General features: G+C 71.5%; 15 protein-coding genes. 5 read left to right on the top strand and 10 right to left on the bottom strand.

What is annotated here, in order from left to right:
- A partial coding sequence (locus SSOG_RS12670; protein WP_086015788.1) for a DEAD/DEAH box helicase occupies window positions 1–3,177 on the bottom strand: 3,177 nt, incomplete at its 3' end.
- A 64-nt stretch (window positions 3,178–3,241) separates the two neighbouring features.
- Complete coding sequence (locus tag SSOG_RS12665) at window positions 3,242–4,198, bottom strand: hypothetical protein (RefSeq protein WP_009714615.1); 957 nt, start codon at window positions 4,196–4,198, stop codon at window positions 3,242–3,244.
- 79 nt (window positions 4,199–4,277) lie between these two features.
- Between SSOG_RS12665 and SSOG_RS12660 the strand changes: the two genes are divergently transcribed.
- The 4 genes from SSOG_RS12660 to recX all read left to right on the top strand — a co-directional run bounded on the left by SSOG_RS12660 (window position 4,278) and on the right by recX (window position 7,668).
- Window positions 4,278–4,472 carry a DUF3046 domain-containing protein gene (locus SSOG_RS12660; RefSeq protein ID WP_009714614.1) on the top strand — a complete coding sequence of 65 codons (195 nt, stop codon included), beginning with the start codon at window positions 4,278–4,280 and terminating at the stop codon, window positions 4,470–4,472.
- Window positions 4,473–4,561: 89 nt separating this feature from the next.
- Window positions 4,562–5,785, top strand: a complete 1,224-nt coding sequence (locus SSOG_RS12655) for an AI-2E family transporter (RefSeq protein WP_009714613.1) — start codon at window positions 4,562–4,564, stop codon at window positions 5,783–5,785.
- Window positions 5,786–5,922: 137 nt separating this feature from the next.
- The gene (gene recA / locus SSOG_RS12650; protein WP_009714612.1) at window positions 5,923–7,053 is read left to right on the top strand and encodes a recombinase RecA; all 1,131 of its coding nucleotides are present in this window, start codon (window positions 5,923–5,925) and stop codon (window positions 7,051–7,053) included.
- Window positions 7,054–7,056: 3 nt separating this feature from the next.
- Window positions 7,057–7,668 (top strand): recombination regulator RecX, encoded by a 612-nt coding sequence (gene recX, locus SSOG_RS12645; RefSeq protein WP_009714611.1) that lies wholly within the window; start codon window positions 7,057–7,059, stop codon window positions 7,666–7,668.
- Window positions 7,669–7,796: 128 nt separating this feature from the next.
- On the opposite strand, the gene SSOG_RS12640 is transcribed toward recX, so the two are convergent.
- The 8 genes from SSOG_RS12640 to SSOG_RS12610 form a co-directional block, all read right to left on the bottom strand.
- Window positions 7,797–8,192, bottom strand: a complete 396-nt coding sequence (locus SSOG_RS12640) for a rhodanese-like domain-containing protein (RefSeq protein WP_009714610.1) — start codon at window positions 8,190–8,192, stop codon at window positions 7,797–7,799.
- Window positions 8,193–8,196: 4 nt separating this feature from the next.
- A complete protein-coding gene (locus SSOG_RS12635; RefSeq protein ID WP_009714609.1) occupies window positions 8,197–8,742 on the bottom strand; it encodes a cupin domain-containing protein in 546 nt (181 codons plus the stop codon).
- A gap of 61 nt (window positions 8,743–8,803) precedes the next feature.
- Window positions 8,804–8,893, bottom strand: coding sequence for a putative leader peptide (locus SSOG_RS57890; protein ID WP_324618140.1), 90 nt, complete (start codon window positions 8,891–8,893; stop codon window positions 8,804–8,806).
- A gap of 125 nt (window positions 8,894–9,018) precedes the next feature.
- The gene (locus SSOG_RS12630) at window positions 9,019–10,791 is read right to left on the bottom strand and encodes an FAD-dependent monooxygenase (protein WP_039937368.1); all 1,773 of its coding nucleotides are present in this window, start codon (window positions 10,789–10,791) and stop codon (window positions 9,019–9,021) included.
- Between the two features lie 161 nt (window positions 10,792–10,952).
- Window positions 10,953–11,888, bottom strand: coding sequence for an amino acid ABC transporter permease (locus SSOG_RS12625; protein ID WP_009714607.1), 936 nt, complete (start codon window positions 11,886–11,888; stop codon window positions 10,953–10,955).
- The gene (locus tag SSOG_RS12620; protein WP_009714606.1) at window positions 11,885–12,532 is read right to left on the bottom strand and encodes an amino acid ABC transporter permease; all 648 of its coding nucleotides are present in this window, start codon (window positions 12,530–12,532) and stop codon (window positions 11,885–11,887) included. Before SSOG_RS12620 ends, SSOG_RS12625 begins: the two co-directional genes overlap by 4 nt.
- Window positions 12,533–12,610: 78 nt before the next feature.
- Window positions 12,611–13,519: a glutamate ABC transporter substrate-binding protein gene (locus SSOG_RS12615; protein WP_009714605.1), complete on the bottom strand. Its 909-nt coding sequence runs from the start codon at window positions 13,517–13,519 to the stop codon at window positions 12,611–12,613.
- Between the two features lie 76 nt (window positions 13,520–13,595).
- Window positions 13,596–14,372: an amino acid ABC transporter ATP-binding protein gene (locus SSOG_RS12610; protein WP_009714604.1), complete on the bottom strand. Its 777-nt coding sequence runs from the start codon at window positions 14,370–14,372 to the stop codon at window positions 13,596–13,598.
- Between the two features lie 297 nt (window positions 14,373–14,669).
- On the opposite strand from SSOG_RS12610, the gene SSOG_RS12605 reads away from it, so the two are divergent.
- A complete protein-coding gene (locus tag SSOG_RS12605) occupies window positions 14,670–15,386 on the top strand; it encodes a response regulator transcription factor (protein WP_009714603.1) in 717 nt (238 codons plus the stop codon).
- The last annotated feature ends 3 nt before the right edge of the window (window positions 15,387–15,389 follow it).

Below are 15,389 nucleotides of genomic sequence, written 5' to 3'. Positions count from 1 at the left end.
GGCGCCGTCGGTGACGGCCGTGCCCAGGCCCAGCCGGGTGGCCGCCTCGGCGGAGGTGAACGGGCCGTGGGTGCGGGCGTAGCGCGCCAGCAGATCGCCGAGCGGATCGCCCACGGGCTCGGTGAACGCCTCGGGGACGCCCACCGGCAGCGCCGTGCCCAGCGCGTCGCGCAGCCGCCCCGCGTCCTCGACCGCCGCCCAGCGCTCCTCACCCGCGATACGGACCCGGATCGCGCGCCGGGCCCGCTCCAGCTCCCCCGCCCACGCCGGGTCGGCGCCGCGCTCCGCCAGCTCGGCGCCGGTGAGCGGGCCGAGCAGCCGCAGCAGATCGGCGACGCCCTCGGCGTCCTTGACCCGGCGGTCCTCGGTGAGCCACTGAAGCTCGCGCTCCAGCTCGTCCAGGACATCGGCGTCCAGCAGCTCGCGCAGCTCGGCCTGGCCCAGCAGCTCGGCCAGCAGCCGCGAGTCGAGGGAGAGGGCCGCGGCGCGCCGCTCGGCCAGCGGCGAGTCGCCCTCGTACAGGAACTGCGCCACGTAGCCGAAGAGCAGCGAGCGGGCGAAGGGGGACGGCTCCGGGGTGGTCACCTCCACCAGCCGCACCCGCCGGGCCTCGATGTCGCCCATCAGCTCGGTGAGGCCGGGAACGTCGAAGACGTCCTGAAGGCATTCGCGGACGGCCTCCAGCACGATGGGGAACGAACCGAACTCGCTCGCCACCTGGAGGAGCTGGGCGGCCCGCTGGCGCTGCTGCCACAGCGGGGTGCGCTTGCCGGGATCGCGGCGGGGCAACAGCAGGGCGCGGGCGGCGCATTCGCGGAACCGGGAGGCGAACAGGGCCGAACCGCCGACCTGGTCGGTGACGATCTGGGACACCTCGCCCCGGTCGAAGGCGACATCGGCCGCACCGACGGGGGACTGCTCGCCGTCGTACTCGGTGCCCTGCCGTATCGGATCGGTGTCGAGCAGGTCCAGGCCCATGAGGTCCGCGTCGGGCAGCCGCAGCACGATGCCGTCGTCCGCGTGCATCACCTGGGTGTCCATGCCGTACCGCTCGGACAGCCGCGCGGCGAGAGCGAGCGCCCAGGGGGCGTGGACCTGCGCCCCGAAGGGGGAGTGGACCACCACGCGCCAGTCGCCCAGCTCGTCACGGAAGCGCTCCACCACGATCGTCCGGTCGTCCGGCACATGGCCGCAGGACTGGCGCTGTTCGCCCAGGTACGCGATCACATTGTCGGCGGCCCAGGCGTCGAGCCCGGCGGCCAGCAGCCGCTCCCGGGCCTTCTCGGGGGCGAGGGCGCCGACCTCCCGCAGGAACGCGCCCAGCGCCCGGCCCAGTTCGAGCGGGCGGCCGAGCTGGTCGCCCTTCCAGAAGGGGAGTCGGCCGGGGACGCCGGGAGCGGGGGAGACCAGGACGCGGTCGCGGGTGATGTCCTCGATCCGCCAGGACGTGGTGCCCAGGGTGAACACATCGCCCACCCGCGATTCGTAGACCATCTCCTCGTCCAGCTCCCCGACCCTGCCACCGCCCTTCTTGGGGTCCGCGCCCGCCAGGAAGACGCCGAACAGCCCGCGGTCGGGGATGGTGCCGCCGGAGGTCACCGCGAGCCGCTGTGCCCCCGGCCGCCCCGTGACCGTCCCCGCGACCCGGTCCCACACCAGGCGCGGCCGCAGCTCGGCGAAGGCGTCGGAGGGATAGCGGCCCGCGAGCATGTCGAGGACCGAGGTGTACGCCGACTCCGGGAGCGAGGCGAACGGCGCGGCGCGGCGGACCAGGGCCAGCAGCTCCTCCACGTCCCAGCTGTCCATGGCCGTCATGGCGATGAGCTGCTGGGCGAGCACGTCCAGCGGGTTCGCGGGCACCCGCAGTGACTCGATGGCCCCCTCCCGCATCCGCTCGGTGACCACCGCCGCCTGCACCAGGTCGCCGCGGTACTTGGGGAACACCACACCGGTGGAGACCGCGCCCACCTGGTGCCCGGCCCGGCCCACCCGCTGGAGCCCGGAGGCCACCGAGGGCGGCGATTCGACCTGGACGACCAGGTCCACCGCGCCCATGTCGATGCCCAGCTCCAGGCTGGAGGTGGCGACGACGGCGGGCAGCCGGCCCGCCTTCAAGTCCTCCTCGACCAGCGCCCGCTGCTCCTTGGACACCGAGCCGTGGTGTGCGCGGGCGAGCAGCGCAGGCGCGCCGCGGGCCGCACCGGCCTCGGCCATCAGCTCGGCGGGGGAGTGGTCCTCGGGAAGTGCCTCACCGGTGGCCCGCTCGTAGGCGATCTCGTTGAGCCGGTTGCACAGCCGCTCGGCCAGGCGGCGGGAGTTGGCGAAGACGATCGTGGACCGGTGCGCCTGGACGAGATCGGCGATCCGCTCCTCCACATGCGGCCAGATCGACGGCTTCTCGCCCGGCTGCCCGTCCTGGGCCGGGGAGCCGCCCAGCTCTCCCAGGTCCTCGACGGGGACGACCACCGACAGGTCGAACTCCTTGCCCGAGGGCGGCTGGACGATCTCCACCGCGCGCCGCGGCGACAGATAGCGCGCCACCTCGTCCACCGGGCGCACCGTCGCCGACAGACCGATCCGCCGGGCGGGCCGGTCCAGCAGCTCGTCCAGCCGCTCCAGGGACAGCGCGAGATGCGCGCCGCGCTTCGTCCCCGCGACGGCGTGCACCTCGTCCAGGATCACCGTCTCCACGCCGCGCAGCGCCTCCCGGGTGGCGGAGGTGAGCATCAGGAACAGCGACTCGGGCGTGGTGATGAGGATGTCCGGCGGGCGGGTGGCCAGGGCGCGGCGCTCGGCGGCCGGGGTGTCGCCGGAGCGGATGCCCACCCGGATCTCCGGCTCGGGCAGGCCGAGGCGCACCGACTCGTGCCGGATGCCGATGAGCGGGCTGCGTAGATTGCGCTCCACATCCACCGCCAGGGCCTTCAGCGGCGACACGTACAACACCCGGCAGCGCTTGCGGGGCTCGGCGGGCGGCGGCTCGGCGGCCAGCCGGTCCAGCGCCGCCAGGAACGCCGCCAGCGTCTTGCCGGAGCCGGTCGGGGCGACCACCAGCACGTCCGAGCCTTCGCCGATCGCCTGCCAGGCCCCCTCCTGCGCGGCCGTGGGCGCGGTGAAGGCGCCCGTGAACCACCCTCGGGTGGCCGGGGAGAATGCGTGCAGCGCCGACCGTGCCATGCCCCCCATCGTGCACCGCCCCACCGACAACGGGCCGTCCGTGCAGGTCAGCGCCGAGGTTCCCTCAGAGCGCCCGCCCGTAGGCGCGCAGGGTGAGCAGCGCCTCCACGGTCACCACCGGCCGCCACTCCAGCGCCGCGCCCGGGGTCCAGGCCCGCCGCCGGGCCGGCCAGCCGCCGTCCTCGCGCTGCGCGGCCGCCAGGAAGTCCAGCGAGCGCTCCACCTCGGCATCGGTGAACCAGCGGCGGGCCAGCGAGCCGGGCGCAAGGGCGACGTCGTACACGAAGCTGTGCTCACCGGGGCCGTGGCCGGGCGGCAGCGGACCGTCCTCGGCGCGCTCGGGGTCCAGCACCACCAGCCGCCGCTCCCGCACCCGGCGGCCCAGCCGCTCCGCCACCTCCTCGGCGCGCGCCCGGTCCGGTGCGCCGTCCAGGAAGGCGACGGCCGCCGCCACCTCGTACGGACGTGCCGGGGCGCCCTCTTCCAGCGCCGTCACCGCCGCCCAGCAGAAGTCGGTGGCCCGGAACAGCCAGGCGTGCCACACCTCGTTGCGGTGCAGCAGCCCCACCACCGGCCCGGTGGTCAGCAGATCGCCGCGCGGATGGTCCGACGGCCGGATCCAGGGGGCGGAGGGGTAGTCGCGGAGCGACGGGTGGCATGCGGGCAGCGCGCCGTCCCGGGTGGAGATCGCGGTCAGATAGCGGCACAGCCGCTCCACCCGCTGCCCGCCGCAGCGGCCGATCCCGTCGAGCACCCGCAGGGCGTGCGCGACGTGCTGCGGCTGGCTCACCGGGCCGCGCAGATCCGGCTCCAGGGCGTGGCCGTAGCCCCCGTCGGCGCCCAGGTACGCGGCGAGCGCGGTCTCGACCGGCTCGGCGTCGGCGTCCTGGAAGTGATACGCGAACCGGCGCTGCTCGAGCACGCGTGCGGTCAGCCACACGAACCGCGCGGCATGCGCGAGCGGCGAGGCGGGCGCGGAGGGCGCGGACGGGGAGGAGGGGACTGCTGCGGATCGATCCATGGGACAGACCGTAGGGCGGGAAACGCCTGGGGAAGGGGGCTCACGCACCGGTGCACCCCGGGAGCGCGATACTGGGCGCATGCGGTTGACGGTCTTCTGGCAGCGGATGGCGGATCACTTCGGTGAGGCGTACGCCGACTCCTTCGCGCGCGATCATGTGATGTCCCAGCTCGGCGGCCGGACCGTCCACCAGGCGCTCGCCGCGGGATGGGACGCCAAGGAGGTCTGGCGCGGGGTGTGCACCGCGATGGAGATCCCTCCCGAGAAGCGCTGACGAGTGCGGGGCGGGGCCGGGACGTGTGAGAGGGAGCGCACTCCCGGGGTGGCCGGATTTTCTGGACGGGTGTACGCCACACTTGCCGGGTGGCCCCGACCGAAGAGACCCTCTCCCCCGACGCCGACGGCGTCCCGACCCCCGCACAGGCCCCGAAGGACGCACCGGCCCCCGAGGACGCCTCGGCGCAGTCCGCGCGCATGCCGCGCTGGCTGCCCCGCGCCATGGTGCTCGCCCTTGCCCTGGTGGCCTGTTACCGGCTTGCCACCTGGGCCTTCGATCAGCTGACCGGACTGCTGCTGAACGTCCTGATCGCGTTCTTCCTGGCACTCGCGATCGAACCGGCCGTGGACCGCATGGCCGCGCGCGGCGTCCGCCGGGGCCTGGCCACCGGAATTGTCTTCATCGGCATCCTCGTCGCCGCCGCGGGCTTCTTCACCCTGCTCGGCTCGATGCTGGCCGACCAGATCATGACCATGGTCGAGGACTTCCCGAAGTACCTCGATCAGGTGGTCAGCTGGATGAACGACACGTTCCACACCCGGCTGTCGCGGCTGGAGATCCAGGACAGCCTGCTCCACTCCGACTGGCTACAGAGCTATGTGAAGAACAGCGCCGACAATGTGCTGGACGTCTCCGCGCAGGTGCTCGGCGGGCTGTTCAGGCTCCTCACGGTGACGCTGTTCGCCTTCTACTTCGCCGCCGACGGCCCCCGGCTGCGCCGCGCGCTGTGCTCCGTCCTGCCGCCGAACCGGCAGACCGAGGTGCTGCGGGCCTGGGAGATCGCGGTCGCCAAGACCGGCGGCTACATCTACTCGCGCGGGCTGATGGCGCTGATCTCCGGTGTCGCGCACTACATCCTGCTGGAGAGCCTGGGCGTGCCCTACGCCCCGGCGCTGGCCGTCTGGGTGGGGCTGATCTCGCAGTTCATCCCGACCATCGGCACGTATCTGGCGGGTGCCCTGCCGATGTTGATCGCCTTCACGATCAACCCCTGGTACGCGATCTGGGTGCTGGTCTTCGTCGTGGTCTACCAGCAGTTCGAGAACTACCTGTTGCAGCCGAGAATCACGTCGCGAACCGTGGACATCCACCCCGCTGTCTCCTTCGGATCGGTGATCGCGGGCACGGCGCTGCTGGGCGCGGTGGGGGCGCTGATCGCGATTCCGGCGACCGCGACGCTCCAGGCGTTCCTCGGCGCGTACATCAAGCGCTACGACGTGACGGACGATCCGCGGATGCACGGGCGGACACGGCGGCGCGGTGCCTCCGCGCTGGCACGCATGCGACACGCACTGTCCCGGCGCAGTTGACACAAAAATCGAACATCCATTCTCATGGAGGCCCGGCCCGGTTATCCACAGGCCGAGCATGTCCGGGCCGCTTGTCAGTGGCAGGCGCTAGCGTCATGGACGTGAAGCGATCGACTCAAGCAAACCGGGTGGAACCCATGGCAGGTAACGACCGCGAGAAGGCGCTCGACGCCGCGCTCGCACAGATTGAACGGCAGTTCGGCAAAGGCGCCGTGATGCGCATGGGCGACCGGCCGAACGACCCCATCGAGGTGATCCCCACCGGGTCGACCGCTCTTGACGTCGCCCTCGGCGTGGGCGGGATCCCGCGTGGCCGCGTGGTGGAGGTCTACGGCCCGGAGTCCTCCGGTAAGACGACCCTGACCCTGCACGCGGTGGCCAACGCCCAGCGGGCGGGCGGCGCCGTGGCCTTCGTGGACGCGGAGCACGCGCTCGACCCCGACTACGCGCAGAAGCTGGGCGTGGACACCGACTCGCTGATCCTGTCCCAGCCGGACAACGGTGAGCAGGCGCTCGAGATCACCGACATGCTGGTCCGCTCCGGCGCTCTCGACCTCATCGTCATCGACTCCGTCGCCGCGCTGGTGCCGCGCGCGGAGATCGAGGGCGAGATGGGCGACTCCCATGTCGGCCTCCAGGCCCGGCTGATGAGCCAGGCGCTCCGTAAGATCACCAGTGCGCTCAACCAGTCCAAGACCACCGCGATCTTCATCAACCAGCTGCGCGAGAAGATCGGCGTCATGTTCGGCTCCCCGGAGACGACGACCGGTGGCCGGGCGCTGAAGTTCTACGCCTCGGTCCGCATCGACATCCGTCGTATCGAGACGCTCAAGGACGGTACGGACGCGGTCGGCAACCGCACCCGTTGCAAGGTCGTCAAGAACAAGGTCGCGCCGCCCTTCAAGCAGGCCGAGTTCGACATCCTCTACGGCCAGGGCATCAGCCGTGAGGGCGGTCTGATCGACATGGGTGTCGAGCACGGCTTCGTCCGCAAGTCCGGTGCCTGGTACACCTATGAGGGCGACCAGCTCGGCCAGGGCAAGGAGAACGCCCGTAACTTCCTGAAGGACAACCCCGATCTCGCCAATGAGATCGAGAAGAAGATCAAGGAAAAGCTCGGCATCGGCGTGAAGCCCGCGGACCCCACGGCCGAGCCCGGCCCGGACGCGGCGGATGCCGCGCCCGCCGCCGCACCGGCGAAGGCCGCGCCCGCCCCGGCGGCCAAGTCCGGAGCGAAGGCGGCCAAGAGCGCCGCCACGAAGAGCTGATCCATGACACGGCGGACCGACTGGCCGGACGGCCCGGGCCGTCCGGAGCCCCCGGACCGTCCGGATCGCGGCGCCCCCTCCTCGTCGAGGGCCGAGCAGGGGACGCCGCTCGGCCCGGAGGAGCAGGCGCGGGCGATCTGCCTGCGCCTGCTCACCGGGACCCCGCGCACCCGTCAGCAGCTCGCGGACGCCCTGCGCACCCGTGGCATCCCCGATGAGGCGGCGGAGGAGGTGCTCTCCCGGTTCGAGGACGTCGGGCTGATCGACGACGCGGCGTTTGCGGAGGCATGGGTGGAGTCCCGGCATCACAGCCGGGGCCTGGCCCGTCGCGCGCTCGCCCGGGAGCTGCGCACCAAGGGCGTCGACTCCGCGTTGATCGCCGATGCCATGGGGCAGCTCGACGCCGATCAGGAGGAGCGGACCGCCCGCGAGCTGGTCGAGCGCAAGCTGCGCACCACTCGCGGGCTGGACCGGGAGAAGCGGCTGCGCCGCCTCGCCGGAATGCTCGCCCGCAAGGGATATCCCGAGGGGGTGGCACTCCGGGTGGTGCGGCGCGCGCTGGAGGAGGAGGGCGAGGATCCGGAGCTGCTGGAGCACCATCTGCCCGACGTCTGACGTTCCGGCTGGTGCCTGACCGCTCCGGCGGTCCGGCGGGCGTCTGACGCTCCGGCCGATGTCGGGCACTCCGGCCGATGTCTGGCCGACGCAGGACTCTCCGGCCCATGGGGCGCGGGCCGGAGAGGTCAGCGCACCGGGAGACCGGCCGCCCGCCACGCCTGGAAGCCGCCGGTCAGATCGGTCGCCCAGGTCAGGCCCAGCTGCCGCAGCGAGACCGCAGCGAAGCTCGACGCATAGCCCTCGTTGCAGATCACCACGACCTGAAGATCGTGGTGGGTGGCCTCGGGCAGCCGGTGGTCGCACTGCGGGTCGAGCCGCCACTCCAGCTCGTTCCGCTCGACGATCAGCGCGCCGGGGATGGTGCCGTCGCGCTCCCGCAGCGCCGCGTACCGGATGTCCACCAGCAGCCCGCCCGCGGACTGCACGGCAGCGGCCTCCTCGGGGCCGACCCGCTCCAGCCCCTGGCGTGCCTCGGCCAGCAGCTCGTCCACGCTCCGCTTCGTCACATGTGCCGCGCCCATCGCGTCACTCCCATTCCTGCGGCTGCTCGACCTGCTCCAGCCGCAGCACCTGGCCGGTGCGGCTGTAGCGCCGCATCAGCGGCAGCGGCGGGTAGTAGGCGTGCACCGACACCGCGTGCTGCTCCGACGACGGGTTGATGACCTCGTGGACATGGTGTGCACCGAAGGCCCGGCCGAGCCCGGCGGACAGCCGCCGTTCGCGGTCCACGCCCTCGGCCAGTTCGAGGGTCTTCCAGCCCTCGGTGGGCAGGCGGACGGCCAGCGACTGTTCGTTCAGCTCACCGGCCGCCGTCACGAACGCCCCGTGCGAACCGCCGTGGTCGTGCCAGCCGGTGCCGGTGCCGGGGGGCCAGGCGATCAGCCATGCCTCGCTGCCGCCCGGGCCCTCCAGCCGCAGCCAGGTGCGGCCCTCGGGATCGAGCGGGAGTGAGGCGACGAGTTCGGCGTCGGCGGCGGTCCGGCGGACGAAGTCCAGCAGATCGGCCGCACTCGGCGGCGCGGCGGGACCGGCCGAGGGGCGCGCGGGGGAGAGAAGAGGTGCGTCAGACACAGAAGCCGTCCTGGGTGATCGCGAAAGGGGCGCGGCCGGGCCGCGCGGGAAGAAAAGCGGATCAACAGGACGGACGACACACGCAGCCCGCGTAGCGGAGGAGGTCCAGGTGGACCCTCCGCCAGAAGCGAGGCAAGCCGGTGTCAGTCACGCTCCGCAGTGAAGCATGAGCCGGACGGGGAGGTCAATCACACCGGGTGCGCTCCGGGAGGGCCCACACACCGGCGTACGACGTCAGCGCCATGATGGGCACGGGGGCGCGTGACGCACTCCTCACTACCGGCGTGCCGTGGCCTCCGCGTCCCGGTGTTCCTCCGCGCCCCGGGCGGTGTCCCCGCCCCGTGCCGCGTCCGCGCACGCGTACAGCTCGGCGGGGCGTACCCCGGACAGCGCCGCGGCGAGATGACCGTCCGGCCGCACCAGCAGCACGGTGTGGGCCGGAGCCCCCGGGTACTCCTCGGCGACCAGCAGTTCCGTGCGCATCGGCAGGGCCGAGACGGCCGCCGCCAGCCGGGGCATCAGCCCGGCGCGCATCCAGTGGCGGCGGTCCCACACCCCGGTGCCCGGCGCGACCAGCACCACCAGCAGCTCCCGGCCCAGCCGCTCCCACAGCCGTACCACCGCACCGTCCGGCGCGGTCACGCGGACGTCGGCCACCGGCCCTCCGGTGGGCGTGCCCACCGTGACGGATCCCTCAGGGGGCGCCGCGGGAGCCAGTGGGGAGCGGCCGTAGGCGGGGGGCGCGCCGAGTGGGCCGTGGCCGAGGTGACCGTCGGTGAGCAGCGCGTCATGGCCGCGCGTGCCCCCCGGCAGCACCGTGCGCCGTACCGCGCGCCACCCCCCGGCCGCCCGGACCAGCGGAAGCGCCTGGTCGGCGGTGCGCAGCCGCGCGGCGACGGCCGTCCGCCGCTCCGCCTGATAGCTGTCGAGCAGGGCGTCGGAGGCGCCGTGGTGCCAGGCGAGCGAGAGCTTCCAGGCCAGATTGCCGACGTCCCGCAGCCCTTCTTCGAGCCCCTGGGTGCCGAGGGCGCCGTGCAGATGGGCGGCGTCCCCGGCGAGGAAGGCGCGGCCCACGCGCCAGCGCCGGGCGAGCCGGTGGTGCACGGTGTGCACGCCGGTGTCCAGAAGCTCGTAGGGGATCGCGGTCTCCTCGCACCACCCCGCGAGGGTGTCGCGCACCCGGACCATCAGGGCGTCCGGGGTGACGAGGTCGCGGCCGGGCGGGAGCAGCCAGTCGATCCGCCAGACGCCGTGCGGCAGCGGACGGGCGGTCACCTCCGCGTCGATGCTGCGCCACGGCGGCGAGCGGTGCAGTACGGCCTCGCCGGGCCAGGGGAGGTCGGCGCGCAGTGCGGCGACGGCGTGCCGTTCCACCGCCGTACGGCCGGGGAAGCGCACCCCCAGCTGCTTGCGGACGGTGGACCGGGGACCGTCGCAGCCGACCAGATGGCTGCCCCGCCACCAGGTGGCCTGGGCGCCCCGGGTCCGTACGCTCACCCCCCGCGCGTCCTGCTCCACGGTCTCGACGCGGGTGCCGGGGATGATCCGTACGAGGTCCTCGTCGCCGATGGCGGCCAGCGTCGCCCGCAGCGCCCGGGTCAGCTCGTGCTGCGGCAGATGCAGCGGGGAGGACACCGGCGCCTCGGGCTCGCCGCCCCGAGGGGATCCGTCTCGCGTGGCCCCGTCCCGAGGGGATCCGTCTCGCGCGACCCCGTCCCGTGGAGCTCCCTCCCGCCCGTCGCCGTCTTCGGTGGCCGCCGGGGGAGGGGCGCCGAAGAGCGGGCCGGGCACCAAGGGCACATGCCGTACGAGCTGGCGGCGGCGCAGGGTGCGCCACCCCGTCCACGGCCGCGCCCCGGCCGTGGCCCGGCAGCCGAGCCGCTCCAGCAGGGCAGCGGTGTCCGGGCGCAGCACGACGGTGCGGGCCAGGCGCGGTTCGTCGCCCCCGGTCGTCTCGTCGAACAGCACGACGGGGACGTCCTGACGGGCGAGTGCGAGGGCCAGGGTGAGCCCGATGGGGCCCGCCCCGGCGACGATCACCGGGTCCACGGCGCGGTTCCCATGGCCCTGCGGGGCGTACGTGACGTACGGAAACTGGCAGTTGAAACCCGGTGAGCGATCACAGAAAGCATGCAACCGACTGCGAGTGCCCGCGTCAAGCGGCGACGGGCGGTGGCGCAGCGCCACCGCCCGTCAGGACCCGCTTTGCCTCAGCCGGTCTTGCCGGCAGGCTGCTCCGGCGCGGACAGGTCCGCCGTCTCGAGCGCGTCGCCCGCCGTGAGCGGCTGGGCGGCGTCCGCGACCGGGATGCCGGTCTTGGCGCGCCGGCCGCGCCGTTCGATCCAGGTCGCCAAGGCGGAGAGGGCCAGACACATCGCGATGTAGATGGTGCCCCCGACGATGATCACCGGGACGTACGGGTTGTCGTCGTTGACGACGATGTTCCCGGCGAGCTGCTGGAGCTGGAACAGCAGCTCCTGGTAGGTGATGACGTAGCCGAGCGAGGTGTCCTTCAGGGTCACCACGAGCTGGCTGATGATGGTCGGCAGCATCGCCCGGACGGCCTGCGGGATCAGAACCGTCGTCATGACCTGGGTCTTGCTCATGCCCAGGGCGTAGGCGGCCTCACGCTGTCCGCGGGGCACCGAGTTGATGCCCGCCCGCAGGACCTCGGCCTGCACCGAGCCGTTGTAGACGGTCAGCCCGACGACCAGTGCCCAGAAGCCGGTGCTGTCACCGGTGAGGCCCAGGTCGGTGCGGTAGGTGAGGAGGAGCACCCACAGCACGTAGATGGTGATCAGCAGCGGGATGGCCCGGAACAGCTCGATGAATCCGGTCGCGAGCCAGCGCACGGGCTTGTGGTCCGAGAGCCGGGCGACCGCGAGCAGGACGCCCAGGACCAGCGAGAGCACCGACGCCACGGCGAACACCTGGAGGGTGGTGAGCACGCCGTCGCGGATGCTGGTGCGCACGCCCGCGTTGTTGAAGATCTCCCACATCTCCGGCGCGAACTGGCCCTTGGCGTTCAGCCGCAGGACGGCGAAGACGATCAGGCCGAGGACGGCGAGGGTGCCGAGGACCGAGTAGACGCGGTTGCGGATACGGGCCTTGGGGCCGGGCGCGTCGTACAGGACGCTCGCGCTCATCGGGCCACCTCCAGACGGCTCTCCAGCAGTCGGAAGGCACCGCTGATGGTGAAGGTGATGACGAGGTAGCACAGGGCGATCCACAGGAAGATCCACCCGATCGCGAAGCCCTTGTCACTGAGCAGCTTCGAGACGTTGAACAGTTCGGTGTTGCTGAAGGCTCCCGCGATGGCCGAGTTCTTCGTCAGAGCGATGAAGATGCTGCTCATCGGAGGGATCACGGTCCGGGTGGCCTGCGGCAGGACTATCAGCCGCAGCGTCTGGGCGAAGGACATGCCCAGGCTGCGGGCGGCCTCCGCCTGGCCGAGCGGCACGGTGTTGATACCGGACCGCACGGCCTCGCAGACGAAGGTCGACGTGTAGCAGCCCAGCGCCACCATCGCGAGAACGAACGGACTCGTTCCCGGGAAGAAGATCTGCGGGACCACGAAGAAGGCGACCAGGAACAGCAGGGTCAGCGGAGTGTTGCGCAGCAGGGTGACCCATGCCGTGCCGAAGGCGCGCAGCGGCGGAATGGGGGACACCCGGAAGCCGGCCATGATGATGCCCAGGACGAGGGCGAGCGCCGCACTGGCCGCCGTGAGGGCGAGGGTTCCGAGAAAGCCCTCGCGGAACTGGGGCAAATGATCGAGGAGTACGTTCATCGATTCTCCGCGGTAGCGGTCGGGTCAGCGGCGTGCGGAGCGCACCGGCTTCACGGGTGAACGGGGGACCGGACCTGCTCAGTAGCGGGGCAGCGGAGTCTTCGGTGCGACGTAGGTGGAGCCGGACTTGCCGAGCGTGCCGACGTAGGCCTTCTTGTAGTCACCGTTCTTGATGTGCTTCTCGAGCGAGTCGGTGATCGCGTCGCGCAGCACCTTGTCGTTCTTGTTCATCCCGACGCCGTAGGGCTCCTCGGTGAACGGCTTCTCGACCAGCTTGAGCTTCGACGGCCGCTGGGCCGCGTAGCCCTTGAGGATCGCGTCGTCGGTGGTGACCGCGTCGACCTGGCCGTCGAGGAGCTGCTTGACGCAGAGCGAGTACTTGCTCAGCTCGGTGGTCTTGGCCCCGTACTTCGGCTTCTTGATCTCCTGGAGCGGAGTGGAGCCGACGATCGAGCAGATCTTCTTGCCCTTGACGCTGTCCGGGCCGGTGATGCCCTTCTCGTCCTTGCGGACCAGCAGGTCGGCACCCGCCTGGTAGTACGGGCCCGCGAAGCCGACCTGCTTCTTGCGCTCGTCGTTGATCGTGTAGGTGCCGACGTAGTAGTCGACCTGGCCCTTGGAGATGGAGGTCTCGCGGACGTTGGAGTCGACCGTCTTGAAGGTGATCTTGTCCGCGGAGAAGCCGAGGTCGGCGGCGACCATCTTGGCGATCTCGATGTCGAAGCCGGAGCGCTTGCCCTCGGTGTCCACGAAGCCCAGGAAGGGCTGGTCGGCCTTGGCACCGATGACGATCTTGCCGCGCTTCTGCGCCGCCTTCAGGGTCGGCGAGTCCAGCTTCACGTCCTTGGCGACGGTGTACGAGCCGTCGTAGACCTCGCCGCCCTTCGGCTTGTCGCCGGCGGTGCCCTTCTCGCCGCCACAGGCGGTCGCGGTCGCTGCCAGAGCCAGTGCCACCGCTGCGGCCGCTGCCGTGTTACGCATCCTCATGGTGCTGCCCCATCCTTGGTTCCGTACGTCTTCGCGGACTTGGCGTCATCGCAAACTTGGGTGTGCGGTCGCGGGCTCAGTGGTGGAGGATCTTCGAGAGGAAGTCCTTGGCCCGGTCGCTGCGCGGATTGTTGAAGAACTGGTCCGGCTCGGCCTCTTCGACGATGCGGCCGTCGGCCATGAAGACCACGCGGTTCGCCGCGGAGCGTGCGAAGCCCATCTCGTGGGTGACGACGACCATCGTCATGCCGTCCCGGGCGAGCTGCTGCATGACCTCCAGCACCTCGTTGATCATCTCCGGGTCGAGCGCCGAGGTCGGCTCGTCGAAGAGCATCACCTTCGGGTCCATGGCCAGCGCCCGGGCGATCGCCACGCGCTGCTGCTGACCGCCGGAGAGCTGCGCGGGGTACTTGTCCGCCTGGGCGCCGACGCCCACCCGGTCGAGCAGCTTCCGGGCCTTGTCCTCGGCGGCCTTCTTGTCCGCCTTACGGACCTTGATCTGGCCCAGCACCACGTTTTCGAGCACTGTCTTGTGCGCGAAGAGGTTGAAGGACTGGAACACCATGCCGACGTCCGCCCGCAGGCGGGCCAGCTCCCTGCCCTCCTGGGGCAGCGGCTTGCCGTCGATGGTGATGGATCCGGCGTCGATCGTCTCCAGCCGGTTGATCGTGCGGCACAGCGTGGACTTACCGGATCCCGACGGTCCGATGACGACGACCACCTCGCCGCGGGATATGGTCAGGTCGATGTCCTGGAGGACATGCAGCGCGCCAAAGTGCTTGTTGACTCCGGACAGCGCGACCAACGCGTTCGCCACCGGCGCGGCGTCCTTGGTCACCGATACTTCGCTCATTCGGCTTTCCGCTCCCGTCCTCCTTGGTTGGGAGGACATTAATGAGCAGCCACAATCAGCGTCATTACATCTGAGCGGAAATTGAGGATAACGATCTGGCTTCGGGGCGGCACTCTGCGTAAAGGGCCTCAGGGGCGTCGTACCGGCTGCATAACGGAAACCTTCCTGTGACTGTATGCGTCTTGACGCATGCGCGTGTATCGGAGTGGATTCCCTGGGGCCGTGTCTTCGGTCACGTTTCGGGTCGCGCGGGCACAAGGGCGCGCATCCATGAGAGGGAAGGTGGAGGAGGGGCCGGTGAGGCTGCTGCTCGTCGAGGATGACAACCATGTGGCCGCGGCCCTGACCGCGGTGCTGTCCCGGCACGGCTTCGACATCACCCACGCCCGCAGCGGCGAGGAGGCGCTCAAGGCGCTGCTGCCCGGTGCGGGCGCGCCCTTCGGCGTCGTACTCCTCGACCTCGGACTGCCGGACCAGGACGGCTTCGAGGTGTGCGGCCGGATCCGCAAGCTCACGGCAACGCCCGTGATCATGGTGACCGCGCGCTCCGATGTGCGGTCCCGCATACACGGGCTCAACCTCGGCGCCGACGACTACGTGGTCAAGCCGTACGACACCATGGAGCTGCTCGCCCGCATCCACGCCGTCAGCAGGCGTACCCTCCCCTCCGACTCCGGTGGCGGGGCCGGTACGGAAGACAGCGGGGAGGGACCGCAACCGCCGCTGCGGCTCGGCCCGGTCACCATCGAACTGCCCACCCGCCAGGTCTCGGTCGACGGCGCGACGGTCTCGCTCACCCGCAAGGAGTTCGACCTGCTCGCGCTGCTCGCCCAGCGCCCCGGCGTGGTCTTCCGCCGTGAGCAGATCATCAGCGAGGTGTGGCGCACCAGCTGGGAGGGGACCGGGCGCACCCTGGAGGTACACATCGCCTCGCTCCGTTCCAAGCTGCACATGCCCGCCCTGATCGAGACGGTGCGCGGCGTGGGCTACCGTCTCGTCGCCCCGGCCGGCTGAGCG

The organism is Streptomyces himastatinicus ATCC 53653, assembly GCF_000158915.1.
GTDB lineage: Bacteria > Actinomycetota > Actinomycetes > Streptomycetales > Streptomycetaceae > Streptomyces > Streptomyces himastatinicus.
Note: the sequence above shows the minus strand (reverse complement) of the source record. Positions and strands in the feature narration are given on the sequence as shown.